The sequence below is a fragment of the Vibrio sp. V04_P4A5T148 genome (assembly GCF_963875605.1).
GTDB classification, from domain to species: Bacteria; Pseudomonadota; Gammaproteobacteria; order Enterobacterales; family Vibrionaceae; genus Vibrio; species Vibrio anguillarum.
Window position 1 is genome coordinate 112283 of the sequence record NZ_CAWNMS010000069.1, and the last position, 13072, is coordinate 125354.

Below are 13072 nucleotides of genomic sequence, written 5' to 3' on the forward strand. Positions count from 1 at the left end.
TACTTATACAAAGCAGCAACGTTGCCATGCTCTGTTTTTCACTCAATCATTTTGGTACTGCACTTCATTTCCAGACCGCCACGTTAGTGAGACTCTATCGCCAATGATAAATTTTAGGCAAAAAAATACCCAAGTCTAAACTTGGGTATTTCAATTATGAGGAAGGCTACTTGCTGCGTCCTTTCATCATCGTCATTAAGCGTTTACGTTTACGCTCTTGAGATAAGGTCAGCTTATTCACTTTTCCTTCAAATGGGTTATCACTGCTTTGGAACTGGATACGAATAGGCGTACCCATGATTTCTAAAGACTTACGGTAATAGTTCATCAAATAACGTTTGTAAGAATCTGGCAGCTCATTCACCAAGTTACCGTGTACAACGATAATCGGCGGGTTATAACCACCTGCGTGAGCGTATTTGAGTTTTACGCGGCGGCTACGAACCATAGGCGGTTGGTGATCATCGGTTGCCATTTTAAGAATGCGAGTCAATACCGATGTACCAACACGTGTTGTCGCCGATTTATACGCTTCTTGAACCGATTCAAATAGATGACCAACACCCGTACCATGCAATGCAGAGATAAAGTGGATACGAGCAAAATCGACAAAGCCTAAACGGCGATCGAGCTCTTTCTTGACACGTTCTTTGACGTCGTTATCGAGCCCATCCCACTTATTGACTGCAAGCACTATTGAACGTCCGGCGTTTAGTGCAAAACCTAGCAGGCTAAGATCTTGATCTGAGATATTCTCACGAGCGTCAATGACTAACAGAACAACGTTTGCATCTTCAACGGCTTTTAAGGTTTTGACGACCGAGAATTTTTCAACCGTTTCGTTAATGCGAGTACGACGACGCACGCCAGCAGTATCAATCAATACATACTCGCGCTCATCACGCATCATCGGGATGTAGATGGAGTCTCGCGTCGTTCCGGGCATGTCGTAAACCACAACACGCTCTTCACCGAGAATGCGGTTGGTGAGTGTCGATTTACCGACATTCGGACGGCCAATGATCGCCAGTTTTATCGGCTGATCTTGCAGACGTTTGTATTCAGCTTCGGCTTCTTCTTCGGTGTAATCTAACTTTTCTTCTTCGGCATCTTCAAAGTCGGTTAGATCTTCGATTTCGCCTTCAGCCTGCTCGATCATTTCTTCAGCAAGTGGATTCAAAGCTCGGTCGATAAGGATCCCAACACCACGGCCATGAGCGGCAGCAATTTGGTACATTTGATCGACGCCCAATTGCCAAAACTCAGCACTTGCAGCATCAGCGTCAATGCCATCCACTTTATTCACGACTAAAATAGCGCGCTTTTCAATCTTACGCAGATGTTGGGCGATCACTTCATCAGCCGCCGTTAAACCAGCGCGACCATCAACCATAAATAGCACAACATCAGCTTCATCAATCGCGGCCAATGACTGTTGAGCCATTTTCGTTTCTACACCCTCTTCACTACCATCAATACCGCCAGTATCGATAACAATGAAGTCGTGCTCACCCAATTTAGCTTGGCCATATTTACGGTCACGCGTTAAACCGGGGAAATCCGCCACCAACGCATCGCGAGTGCGAGTTAATCGGTTAAACAACGTAGATTTACCGACATTGGGACGCCCAACAAGAGCAACAACAGGAACCATACTAACCTCTACAATATTTTCTCTTATGTAGTTATAGGTAAACACTTGCTAGCAAGCATTAAATTTTTACCTATAACCACATCTATTTATTCAATAAAACGGCCCCTAACTGTTACCAGCCAGGAGCCGAATGTGAATTATATCACGATTTATTTTTTAATCGTCAGTTTCTTTACATTGCCATTACGGGTCATGCTGACATAACCATCATCGACAGCGAGAGGACTCACCGCAAAACCGCTCTTATCAACCAACTGTTGGGCAACGAATTCGCCACTGCTGCGATCAATCCAATGTAGATAACCTTCACTGTCACCTAGCACAAGGTAGCCATTGATAATCGCTGGTGCAGTTAGCAAACGGTGTTCAAGCTGTTTGTTGCTCCAAAGTTCGGTACCGCTTCTTGTATCCACAGCCACCACATGATCTTTGTCGGTCACCACAAATAATCGGCCACCATCGCTAGCCATGTCTGTTGCTGAAGAGTAATTCCGCTTCCAAGCTGGTTTGCCCGAACGCAGATCAATGGCGATCAACTGGCCATTAAAACCAACCGCATACAGCATGCCGCCAATCACGATAGGTGAGGCATCAACATCGACTAGGCGGTCAATTTCAGTGGCACCTTTAGGCATGCCAATCGGTTGTTGCCAAATCAACTGACCACGCTCAACGATAGCGGCAGCAAGACGGCCACCTGAGGTTCCCCAAAAAACACCGCCCGATACCGCAACAGGTTTGCTGTCGCCTCTCAACGTTAAATTAGGAACTTCAGTACTGATGGTCCATTTTTGCTCACCCGTCGCTTGGTCTAAACTCACCAAAGTGCCACGACTGGTATTAACAATGATCATGTTCGCATCTGCAGCCGGAGCTGCTAGCACTTCACCGTCGACTTTAACTTGCCATACAAGCTCGCCTGTAGCTTCATTAAGCGCAGTGACTAAACCGTTTTCACTACCAATGTAAATTTGGCTATAGGCCGCCGCTATACCGCCGGATAAACGCATGGTGCCATCTTGTTCAAGATCGGTTTTCCACAGCTCTTTACCCGTTTTAGGGTTCAAGGCTTTCACCAAACCATCACGGCTAGCAATAAATACTTTGTCGTAAGCGTATTCTGGAGATAACTTTGAGAAGTAATGCCCTACGCCATCACCAATCGATGTGCTCCACTGAGTTGTGGGCGTAAATTCACTCGTTACCATTGGCACAGGAGCCATGATAATGGTGTCTTCTTCGCTAGCACACCCTGCAAGTGCTCCAAGCACAACGGCAGAAACGAGCACTTTGTTGAACAACTTTTTCATCAACTTGTGCCCTTATTTGGCAAGATCGTCCAGTTTCATCTGTAGCGTTTGGCTTGCATCGTCAGCTTGTTGTGCTTCCGTGTATGCCGCATAAGCCGCGTCCGTGTCGCCTTTACGCAGTGAGATATCACCACGCAGTTCCGCAATGCGTCCCGCCCACCCTTTCTCTGTGATGGTCGTAAGATCAGCTAAGGCGGCATCAAACTGGCCTTGTTCCGCTTTAATACGGGCCACGCGATAGGTCGCTAACGGTAGAATAGCATCATCTTTGGTGTTTGCTTTTGCCCATTCAAGCTGCGCTAAAGCTTCATCAATTTGACCCGCTTCTACTTGAACTTTTGCAAGTTGTAGTGCGGCTAAGACGGCATATTCTGTACCTTTATTACTATCAATAAAGCTCTCAACAACCATCTCTGCTTCTGCGCCTTTTGCAGCTAACTGAGTTACCGCTTTGCTATAACTTTCAGAAGCGGCTTCTTGCGCAGCAATAACGCTATCTTGGTAGTAACGCCAACCAAACAAGCCACCAAGGCCAATTACAGCACCAAAGATCACGGCTTTACCGTTCTCTTTCCACCAATCTTTTATCGCTTCAACTTGTTGTTCTTCAGTATCGTAGAGTTCCACTTCCTGTCCTCTTTAATAGATGTCTCAAATGCGCTTGCTTACACAAGATGCGTCAGTTTGCTCGCGACTTCAGTTTGAGAAATCGTAATTTGTTCACCACCGATAAGATCTTTGAGAACTACTGTGCTTTCTGCGACTTCATCTTCGCCTAATACCAAAGCCACCGCAGCGCCCACTTTATCAGCACGTTTAAATTGTTTTTTGAAGTTACCACCACCAAAATGGTTCATAACACGCAGCCCCGGAACCTGTTCACGCAACTGCTCAGCAAGTTTCATTGCTGCCATCATAGTGCCTTCACCCGCACTGACCATGTACACATCGACACTGCGACGCACGTCGGTCAGTTCCAGAGTTTCCATCATCAGCACTAAGCGCTCTAACCCCATGGCAAAACCCACTGCCGGTGTCGCTTTGCCACCCAGTTGTTCTACCAAGCCATCATAACGTCCACCGCCACAAACCGTACCCTGAGCACCTAAGCTTTCGGTGATCCACTCAAATACGGTGCGGTTGTAGTAGTCTAGGCCGCGCACCAAGCGCTCGTTAACTTGGTATTCGATACCCGCAGCGGTAAGAAGTTCACATAAGCCTGCAAAATGTTGCTTGGATTCTTCATCTAGATACTCAGACAATTTGGGTGCGTCACCTAAAATCGCTTGAATATCTGGATTTTTAGTATCGAGTACACGCAGTGGGTTGGTGTACATACGACGTTTGGCATCTTCATCCAACACCTCTTGATGCTGCTCTAAATAGTCAATCAAAGCGGTGCGGTAATTGGCACGCGCTTCAAGAGAACCAATTGAGTTCAGTTCCAAACGAACATGTTTGTCGATGCCCAATTCACGCCACAAACGCGCGGTCATCATAATCAGCTCGGCATCAACATCAGGACCATCCAGGCCAAACACTTCAACCCCACATTGGTGGAATTGACGGTAGCGCCCTTTTTGCGGACGTTCATGACGGAACATCGGCCCCATGTACCATAAACGTTGCTCTTGGTTGTAGAGCAAACCATTTTCGATACCAGAACGGACACAACCTGCGGTACCCTCAGGGCGAAGCGATAAACTGTCACCATTGCGATCTTCAAAAGAATACATCTCTTTTTCAACCACATCGGTCACTTCACCGATCGCACGGCTAAATAGATGTGTCATCTCAACGATAGGCATACGTACTTCATTGTAGCCATATGCACTAATCACGTTTTTCACTGTGCCTTCCACTTTTTGCCAAAGTGGAGACTGAGTTGGGAGGCAGTCGTTCATGCCTCGAATTGCTTGAATTGTTTTTGCCACAATACTTACCGTAAGGTCGTTGAGATTAATTTTGTTCGATTTGAGTCACGTTGATTCGGTTCTTCTCATCGAGAATAGAGGCCTTCGCGCGAATTTTCGCTTCGAGTTGGCTGACCAGATCATCGTTATCAAAACGCTCTTTCTGGCGGACGCCGTCTTCGTAGAATGCACTTTTCTTGTTGCTGCCAGCCAAACCAAGATGAGAAGCTTCAGCTTCACCTGGGCCATTAACCACGCAACCGATGATCGAGACATCCATAGGTGTCAAAATATCTTCCAAACGTTGCTCTAACGCATTGACTGTGGCGATCACATCAAACTCTTGACGTGAACAGCTTGGACAAGCGATGAAGTTAATGCCTCGCGAACGAATACGCAGCGATTTAAGAATATCAAAGCCGACTTTGATCTCTTCGATCGGATCCGCAGCCAGTGAAATACGCAGCGTATCACCGATGCCTTCGGCAAGCAGCATACCTAAGCCCACTGCCGATTTAACTGCACCGGCTCTTGCGCCTCCTGCTTCCGTAATACCAAGATGCAGAGGTTGGGCAATCTGTTTAGCCAGTAGACGGTAGGAATCAACGGCGAGAAAAACATCCGATGCTTTAACGCTGACTTTGAATTGATCAAAGTTGAGTCTTTCAAGAATATCGACATGACGCATCGCTGACTCGACTAAAGCGGCCGGTGTTGGCTCACCATATTTAATTTGGATCTCTTTTTCGAGCGACCCACCATTCACGCCAATCCGAATGGGTATGTTCTTGTCACGTGCGCAATCGACCACGGCGCGAATACGTTCTTCGTTGCCAATGTTACCAGGGTTGATACGCAAGCAATCAACGCCATATTCGGCGACTTTCAACGCAATGCGGTAATCAAAATGGATGTCAGCCACCAGCGGGATGGATACTTGCTGCTTGATCAACTTGAACGCTTCTGCCGCGTCCATTGTCGGTACTGAAACCCGTACGATATCAGCCCCGACTTTTTCTAACGCTTTAATTTGGGCGACCGTTGCCGCAACATCGGTAGTGCGCGTGTTGGTCATAGATTGAACAGCAATAGGAGCACCATCACCGATGGGCACATTACCGACATAAATACGCGTCGATGAACGACGCTTAATTGGAGATTCGTGTTGCATAGTATTTTCTAAGGTAAGGTGAATCGAGCGACTTTACCGGAAGTATACCCAGAAAGGTCTACAGGTTCACTTGCAAATGTCATTGAAACGCTTTCAGGCGCGCCAAGAATGATTTGAAACGGAGCTTCACCTTGCAAGGTTACGGTTTGCCCTGATTTTTTAATCCCAGTGGAAAGGGTTTTGCCTGCTGCATCTTTCACCTGAATCCAACAATCTGCGCTGAATGTGAGTGTGAGAGGAGCGTATGGATTCGTTGCATCCTGCGGTGGCGTCTTATCCAATACAGGATCGTTGCTCGCACTCAGGTCGGCTTCGGCTGTATCATCTTCAGGTGAAGGGATAAGTTCTGCAGCCTGAGTGTTGATTTCTACAGGGATATCCACCGCTTCTGCTTCTACTTGAGATTCGTCAACCGTAGGCACTAATTCAGGAACGGTCGTGAAATCCTCATCTCGCAAACGTTCAACCGATGTCGACGTGATTGATGGTGAACTCTCAACCACAACATTCTCTTGTTCTTGGTTTTGCCACCACCATAATGAGGAAATACCAATAATGATGGCAAAAATACCCCACGTCAGCGTCATAATACGGCTATCGTGTTTCTCTCGCTTGGTTTTCTTCGAAAAACTTTGCATCGGTTGCTCAGCGACAACCGTAGGATAGCAATCATCAAAGGAAGCTAAAATAACTGACTCTTTGATCCCGACGGCCTTCGCATAGGAACGTAAATAACCGCGAGTAAACGTCGCCACTTGGTCCGAGGCGAAGTTATTCTCTTCTAAACTCTGAATGATAGAGAGACGTAACCGCAACCTATCGGCAACTTGCTTTTGCGTTAATCCCAACGCTTCACGCTTTGCCTTTAATAAAGTACCGGGTTGCACCGTGTCTGTTTTTACATCTGCAATAATCTGTTCTTGTTCAGTAGTCATCCGTTTTGTACATCTCATTATGTTATGGCTCGAATGGCACCGTCATCACTTTTATTGTTATTAGTTCGTAGTAATAAAATGGTGCATTCCAACACGGTGAAAAATTTGCATTCATTGATGCAGGCGACAGTTCAAATTTAACATTACGTCAGTTAGCAATTCTAATGGATATTTGACGTTAAACAACATGGCTTTAGGAAAGAAATTACAGCTAGGTCAATATTTTTCATAAAATTGACGTCAAAATCGCGGAAAATTATTTCAAATGGTAAAAATGCACAAAGCCAGAGGAATCTCTGGCTTTGCTTTATCATCCGATTTAGACCGATTTGACAGGAATGACATCGCCACCCATTTGTTTCATTTTGGTCCGTTTGGTTCTATCAATCACATCACCCACTAGCTGCCCACAAGCGGCATCAATATCATCACCACGAGTTTTACGCACCGTCACTGTGTGTTCATACTGCATCAGTGTTTTTTGAAAACGGTCAATACGTGAATTACTCGGTTTTTTATAAGGTGAACCGGGATAAGGGTTAAATGGGATCAGGTTAATTTTGCACGGCGTGCCTTTCATCAACTTAGCCAATTCGTGCGCGTGGTCCATATCGTCATTGACGTGATCCAGCAACACATATTCCACCGTAACCTTGCCACGGTTTGCATTTGAAGTGGCGATATAACGACGCACTGAGGCCAAGAAATCTTGAATATCCCAGCGATCATTGATCGGCATAATTTCGCTGCGTAATTTGTCATTGGGTGCATGCAATGAAATCGCTAATGCAACATCGATTTGCCCTGTCATTTGATCAAGACCAGAAACCACGCCCGAAGTCGACACGGTGACACGACGTTTTGACAAGCCAAAACCTAAATCATCCAGCATGATCTCTAACGCTGGGATCAAGTTTTTCATGTTGAGCAAAGGCTCGCCCATCCCCATCATTACTACGTTAGTAATCGGACGACGACCCGTCTCTTTCTCAAGGCCAATTTCTCTCGCTGCGCGCCAAACTTGCCCGATAATTTCAGACACTTTGAGGTTACGGTTAAAACCTTGCTGAGCCGTTGAACAGAATTTGCATTCCAGAGCACAGCCAACTTGGGAAGAGACGCACAAAGTCGCTCGGTCTTCCTCTGGGATGTAAACCGTTTCAACATCTTGATCTCCTACACGCATCGCCCACTTAATCGTACCATCAGACGAATGTTGTGCTTGTGAAACGATCGGCGCGCGAATTTCACAACGTTGTTGCAGTTGCTCACGCAGTTTCTTGTTGATATTGGTCATTTGTTCGAAGTCATCACAACCAAAATGGTAGATCCACTTCATGACCTGATCAGCGCGGAACGCTTTTTCACTGAGCTCTTCAGCAAAAAATTTACGCAGACCTTGGCGATCAAAATCAAGCAGATTGACTTTTTCAATAGTCATGTGGCCTCTCAACGACGGAAACAATAAATAAGGGCGCGAATTGTACAGCCTTTATGCAGTAACAACAAGGGTTGTACAACCCTTCAATTACTAAGTCATTCAATGCTTGGCGGATTGTTTTTACTCTACAGTTCCCAATCATACGAGTATAAAAAAGCCTCACAACGTGAGGCCTTAATCGAAAGAATTTGGGATAGAAAACGCCAAGATTAACGAGAGAAAATCTCTGATTCAGGGAAGAAAAAAGCGATTTCACGTGCCGCCGATTCAGGACTATCACTGCCATGAACTGAGTTATGGCGCATGCTTAATGCGTAATCAGCACGAATGGTTCCACATGCCGCTTCTTCTGGGTTAGTTTTACCCATTAATTCGCGGTAACGAGCAATAGCATCTTCACCTTCAAGCACTTGAGCCATGATCGGCCCTGAGGTCATAAATTCTTTTAGTGCTGGAAAAAACGCTTTGCCTTCATGCTCAGCATAAAAGCCGCTCGCTTGCTCTTCGTTCAAATGTACCATTTTCGCGGCGATAATACGCAAACCTGATTTTTCGATACGGTGATAGATTTCACCAATCAAGTTACGTTCTACCGCATCGGGTTTAATGATAGAAAATGTTCTTTCTAGAGCCATAAGGTTATCCTTTTTCTTTTGTTTTTTTAGTTATAGTGAACCGCCCAAAACAGAGAGTTGAGCGGTTTTTCATTATTGAGCTTGGTCGGTCAAAATGCGTGCTAATGTACGCACCCCCATTGCCGTTGCACCTGCGGCCCATTTATCGCTTGCTGATTTGCGGTAAGTACCGGCGCAGTCAAAGTGCAGCCACCCTTTTTTGTAATCTTCAACAAAGTAAGAGAGGAAGGCCGCTGCGGTACTTGCTCCCGGTGAATAATCACCTGAGCTGATGTTAGAGAGATCCGCAAAGCTTGAAGGCAACATAGAGCGATGAAACTCAGCCAAAGGCAGAGGCCATAAGCCTTCTTTCTCTTGGTGAGCTGCCACCAATGCCTGCTGGGATAAGCTCTCATCAAAGCTGAGTAGTGCATGGTAATCATTGCCGAGTGCATTTTTGGCGGCACCCGTTAATGTCGCGCAATCAATAATAAGCTGCGGTTTTTGCTCGTTGGCATAAATCAAGCCATCGGCCAACACTAGGCGGCCTTCTGCATCGGTATTCATTATTTCAACTGTGGTGCCATTTTTATAAGTGATGATATCACCCAGTTTCAAGGCGCGTCCGGAAACCATATTTTCTGCACAACACAAAATGAGTTTCACACGTTTATTAAAACCACGCATGATAGCCAAACCAAGACCACCGGTGATCGTTGCAGCGCCCCCCATATCTGCTTTCATCGCCGACATAAAGTTGGACGTTTTTAAACTGTAACCACCAGAATCAAAAGTAATGCCTTTGCCAATTAAGCAAGCAAAAACAGGAGCACTCTCTTTTCCTGTCGGATTGTAATCGAGTTGCAGCATAGCTGATGTGCGCTCGGAGCCACGCCCAACCGCATAAATACCTTCCCAACCTTCGGTGAGTAGATCTTTATCTTTGACAATACGGTAGCTGACATGCTCAGGGGCTAGCGATTTGATGAACTCAGCCGCCATGGTCGCTAACTGACGCGGCGCGACTTCTTCGGCGCTTTTATTGATGATATCGCGCGTCCATTCCGTCGCTTTAATACGATATTCTAACTCGGCTTGATCTGACTCACTCAGCGGTTGCCATTCTAGTGTGTTGAGTTTTTTCGCTTCACGATAACCTTGGTAGAAAGCCCAAATATTTTCTAAGTGCCAACCGTCACCTTGTAGGCTGATAGCTCTGATAGCTTGCCCATCAAGCTTACGTGCCGCGCGCTGAACCGCGCTGAGTTCATGCTCACTCTCAATAGCATGAATTGTGGCACCATTTTCTGAAAACGAAACAATCGCCTTTTCTCCCCACTGAGGCTGGGCAGCTTGTTGGCTGATAAATACGGACATCTTTGTAGACATGGTTTCTCCTTGCCTGAATATGGCCTCACCTGTGCCATTACGATTAAATAACCAAGGGATGTTAGCATTTTGTAGGGTCAAAATGTCAACTTGATAAAAAAACGGACCATTCGGTCCGCTCTTTTTAGTTAAAATTGTTAACTCTGTGATGTTTTACTGAATAACCATCATGTTAGCAATAGTCTTAGTCGATCTCTTCCATCCAACATAGAATAATCGCTTCGAGAATTTTTTCGTTGGAACGGTTTGGCTCATCATCAAACTCTTCCAGTTCCATCACCCACTGGTGTAGATCCGTAAAACGTACATTTTTAGGATCTACGTCTGGGTATTGCTCACAAAGCTCGATCGCAATGTCACGAGAATCGGTCCATTTCATTTTGCTTTCCTTTTACAAACAGTGAACGGGCGTTAATACGCTCAATAGGATTAATGATCTTCAGAAGCCAGATTGAGTGTGTACTTTGGAATTTCAACCACTAAATCTTCGTTAGCGACTCTAGCTTGGCAGCCAAGGCGAGATTCAGGTTCAAGACCCCACGCTTTATCAAGCATGTCATCTTCCAACTCATCACTCTCATCAAGTGAGTCAAACCCTTCGCGAACGATAATATGGCAAGTCGTGCATGCGCAGGATTTTTCACACGCATGTTCAATAGCGATACCATTTTTCAGCGCCACATCCAGTACGGTTTCTCCTGCTTGCGCTTCCAGAACGGCACCTTCAGGACAAAGCTCTTGGTGAGGTAACACAATAATCTTAGGCATAATTTTTCTCTTTAAATATCATCTACCGATTGACCAGCAAGTGCACTGCGAATGGATTTATCCATACGGCGTGAAGCAAAATCTTGGCTGGCTTTGTCTGTCTCTTTAATTCCTTGCTCGATGGCATCGGCGCTATCACCATTACGCAGCACAATTAAATCTTCTATTGCATTCAGAAGGATCTGCTTTTCTGACTCAGATAACAATTCATCACCATCGGCCTGTAAGGCAGAGATCAAACCTTCGATTACACGATCGGCTTCTACACGTTGCTCTGCCAGAGCGCGAGTCTGCATATCTTGTTTGGCAAACGTCATCGAATCTCGCAGCATATTTGCTACTTCATTATCACTCAGTCCATACGAGGGCTTAACTTGAATTTCCGCCTGAACTCCCGTACTTTTTTCCATCGCTGTCACAGAGAGTAAGCCATCTGCATCAACTTGATAAGTTACGCGGATATGCGCGGCACCCGCCGTCATTGGTGGAATACCTTTTAGTGAAAAACGAGCCAATGAGCGGCAATCGTCTACCATCTCACGTTCGCCCTGCACCGTATGGATGCTCATGGCTGTTTGACCATCTTTGAAGGTGGTGAATTCTTGAGCTTTCGCAACAGGAATGGTGGTGTTACGTGGGATGATTTTTTCCACTAAGCCACCCATGGTTTCAATACCCAGCGACAGGGGAATTACATCCAGCAGTAACATTTCTGAATCGGGTTTATTACCCACCAAAATGTCGGCTTGAATTGCTGCACCAATCGCGACAACTTCATCAGGGTTGATGCTAGTTAGTGGTGTGCGACCAAAAAATTCACCAACTAAATCTCGAACCAGTGGCGTACGAGTTGAACCGCCGACCATCACCACTTCCAACACTTCATCTGCAGTAATCTCGGCATCTTTGAGTGCTCGACGACACGATAGTAAGGTTTTTTTTACTAGTGGCGTGATGAGTTGGTTAAACTCATCGCGAGTTAAACGCCCTTGCCAACCCAGCACAGAAACCTCGACACTATCAGTATCAGATAAGGCAATTTTCGCTTCGGTGGCCGCATCAAGCAATGCTCGTTGCTGCTCTGCACTGAGCGGTTCAGCTAAGCCGATTTGGCTCAAAAAATGGTCAGCAATCAAATGGTCAAAATCATCACCACCGAGCGCGGAATCGCCACCAGTCGCGAGTACCTCAAACACGCCTTTCGACAGGCGTAAAATAGAGATATCAAACGTACCGCCACCTAAATCATAAACCGCAATCACACCTTTTTGCGCTGAGTCTAAGCCATAGGCAATCGCTGCGGCGGTAGGTTCATTGAGTAAACGCAGTACGTGCAAGCCGGCAAGTTGAGCAGCATCTTTGGTGCCCACGCGTTGCGCATCATCAAAGTAAGCAGGTACGGTAATCACCACGCCCGCTAATTCACCACCCAACGACGCTTCGGCACGCTGAGCAAGAGATTGAAGAATATCGGCGGAAACTTGAATCGGGTTCTTATCACCTTGAGCCGTTTGCAAAATAGGCAAACCGTTGTCACTGGCTTTGAAGCGATAAGGCAATGTGGGATAACGCGCCTGAATGTCAGCCAGTGAACGGCCGATCAAACGCTTCACAGAAATGATGGTATTAGCAGGATCAACTTGCGCGTGTGCTCTGGCATCAAAGCCTACGCAACGCTCTTGAGCCGAATAGTGGACCACCGAAGGGAGGATCGAGCGTCCTTGTTCATCAGCAAGCGTCGTCGCATTACCGCTTCGAACCGATGCGACTAATGAGTTGGTTGTCCCCAAGTCGATACCCGCTGCGAGTTTATGCTGATGCGGCGCAGAGCTTTGACCGGGTTCTGCAATTTGAAGTAATGCCATGGGTTGGTCCTT

12 protein-coding genes are annotated in these 13072 nt (G+C 46.2%); all 12 read right to left on the bottom strand.

What is annotated here, in order from left to right; translation table 11 throughout:
• Positions 1 to 166: 166 nt before the first annotated feature.
• The 12 genes from der to hscA all read right to left on the bottom strand — a co-directional run bounded on the left by der (position 167) and on the right by hscA (position 13060).
• A complete protein-coding gene (der, locus tag AACT18_RS14545; protein ID WP_029388206.1) occupies positions 167 to 1654 on the bottom strand; it encodes a ribosome biogenesis GTPase Der in 1488 nt (495 codons plus the stop codon).
• Positions 1655 to 1803: 149 nt separating this feature from the next.
• Positions 1804 to 2964, bottom strand: a complete 1161-nt coding sequence (bamB, locus tag AACT18_RS14550) for an outer membrane protein assembly factor BamB (RefSeq protein ID WP_026027694.1) — start codon at positions 2962 to 2964, stop codon at positions 1804 to 1806.
• Positions 2965 to 2976: 12 nt separating this feature from the next.
• A complete protein-coding gene (locus tag AACT18_RS14555) occupies positions 2977 to 3591 on the bottom strand; it encodes a YfgM family protein (protein WP_013857490.1) in 615 nt (204 codons plus the stop codon).
• Between the two features lie 38 nt (positions 3592 to 3629).
• Positions 3630 to 4898, bottom strand: coding sequence for a histidine--tRNA ligase (gene hisS, locus AACT18_RS14560; protein ID WP_017044251.1), 1269 nt, complete (start codon positions 4896 to 4898; stop codon positions 3630 to 3632).
• 25 nt (positions 4899 to 4923) lie between these two features.
• Positions 4924 to 6048 (bottom strand): flavodoxin-dependent (E)-4-hydroxy-3-methylbut-2-enyl-diphosphate synthase, encoded by a 1125-nt coding sequence (ispG, locus tag AACT18_RS14565; protein ID WP_094125632.1) that lies wholly within the window; start codon positions 6046 to 6048, stop codon positions 4924 to 4926.
• An 8-nt stretch (positions 6049 to 6056) separates the two neighbouring features.
• On the bottom strand, positions 6057 to 7001 hold the full coding sequence (gene rodZ / locus AACT18_RS14570) for a cytoskeleton protein RodZ (protein WP_094125631.1): 945 nt from the start codon (positions 6999 to 7001) through the stop codon (positions 6057 to 6059).
• A gap of 301 nt (positions 7002 to 7302) precedes the next feature.
• A complete protein-coding gene (locus AACT18_RS14575) occupies positions 7303 to 8424 on the bottom strand; it encodes a bifunctional tRNA (adenosine(37)-C2)-methyltransferase TrmG/ribosomal RNA large subunit methyltransferase RlmN (RefSeq protein ID WP_026028096.1) in 1122 nt (373 codons plus the stop codon).
• 209 nt (positions 8425 to 8633) lie between these two features.
• On the bottom strand, positions 8634 to 9059 hold the full coding sequence (gene ndk, locus AACT18_RS14580) for a nucleoside-diphosphate kinase (protein WP_013857494.1): 426 nt from the start codon (positions 9057 to 9059) through the stop codon (positions 8634 to 8636).
• 72 nt (positions 9060 to 9131) lie between these two features.
• Positions 9132 to 10427, bottom strand: coding sequence for an aminopeptidase PepB (pepB, locus tag AACT18_RS14585; protein ID WP_026028095.1), 1296 nt, complete (start codon positions 10425 to 10427; stop codon positions 9132 to 9134).
• A 184-nt stretch (positions 10428 to 10611) separates the two neighbouring features.
• Positions 10612 to 10806 (bottom strand): Fe-S cluster assembly protein IscX, encoded by a 195-nt coding sequence (gene iscX, locus AACT18_RS14590; protein WP_010320404.1) that lies wholly within the window; start codon positions 10804 to 10806, stop codon positions 10612 to 10614.
• Between the two features lie 50 nt (positions 10807 to 10856).
• Complete coding sequence (gene fdx, locus AACT18_RS14595) at positions 10857 to 11195, bottom strand: ISC system 2Fe-2S type ferredoxin (RefSeq protein WP_010320405.1); 339 nt, start codon at positions 11193 to 11195, stop codon at positions 10857 to 10859.
• Positions 11196 to 11206: 11 nt separating this feature from the next.
• Positions 11207 to 13060: a Fe-S protein assembly chaperone HscA gene (gene hscA, locus AACT18_RS14600; protein WP_094125522.1), complete on the bottom strand. Its 1854-nt coding sequence runs from the start codon at positions 13058 to 13060 to the stop codon at positions 11207 to 11209.
• Positions 13061 to 13072 lie beyond the last annotated feature (12 nt).

Coding starts and splice junctions, on each gene's coding strand:
- bamB (WP_026027694.1), bottom strand. CDS start 2,964: ATGAAAAAGTTGTTCAACAAAGTGCTCGTTTCTGCCGTTGTGCTTGGA.
- pepB (WP_026028095.1), bottom strand. CDS start 10,427: ATGTCTACAAAGATGTCCGTATTTATCAGCCAACAAGCTGCCCAGCCT.
- rodZ (WP_094125631.1), bottom strand. CDS start 7,001: ATGAGATGTACAAAACGGATGACTACTGAACAAGAACAGATTATTGCA.
- AACT18_RS14575 (WP_026028096.1), bottom strand. CDS start 8,424: ATGACTATTGAAAAAGTCAATCTGCTTGATTTTGATCGCCAAGGTCTG.
- ispG (WP_094125632.1), bottom strand. CDS start 6,048: ATGCAACACGAATCTCCAATTAAGCGTCGTTCATCGACGCGTATTTAT.
- ndk (WP_013857494.1), bottom strand. CDS start 9,059: ATGGCTCTAGAAAGAACATTTTCTATCATTAAACCCGATGCGGTAGAA.
- der (WP_029388206.1), bottom strand. CDS start 1,654: ATGGTTCCTGTTGTTGCTCTTGTTGGGCGTCCCAATGTCGGTAAATCT.
- fdx (WP_010320405.1), bottom strand. CDS start 11,195: ATGCCTAAGATTATTGTGTTACCTCACCAAGAGCTTTGTCCTGAAGGT.
- hscA (WP_094125522.1), bottom strand. CDS start 13,060: ATGGCATTACTTCAAATTGCAGAACCCGGTCAAAGCTCTGCGCCGCAT.
- iscX (WP_010320404.1), bottom strand. CDS start 10,806: ATGAAATGGACCGATTCTCGTGACATTGCGATCGAGCTTTGTGAGCAA.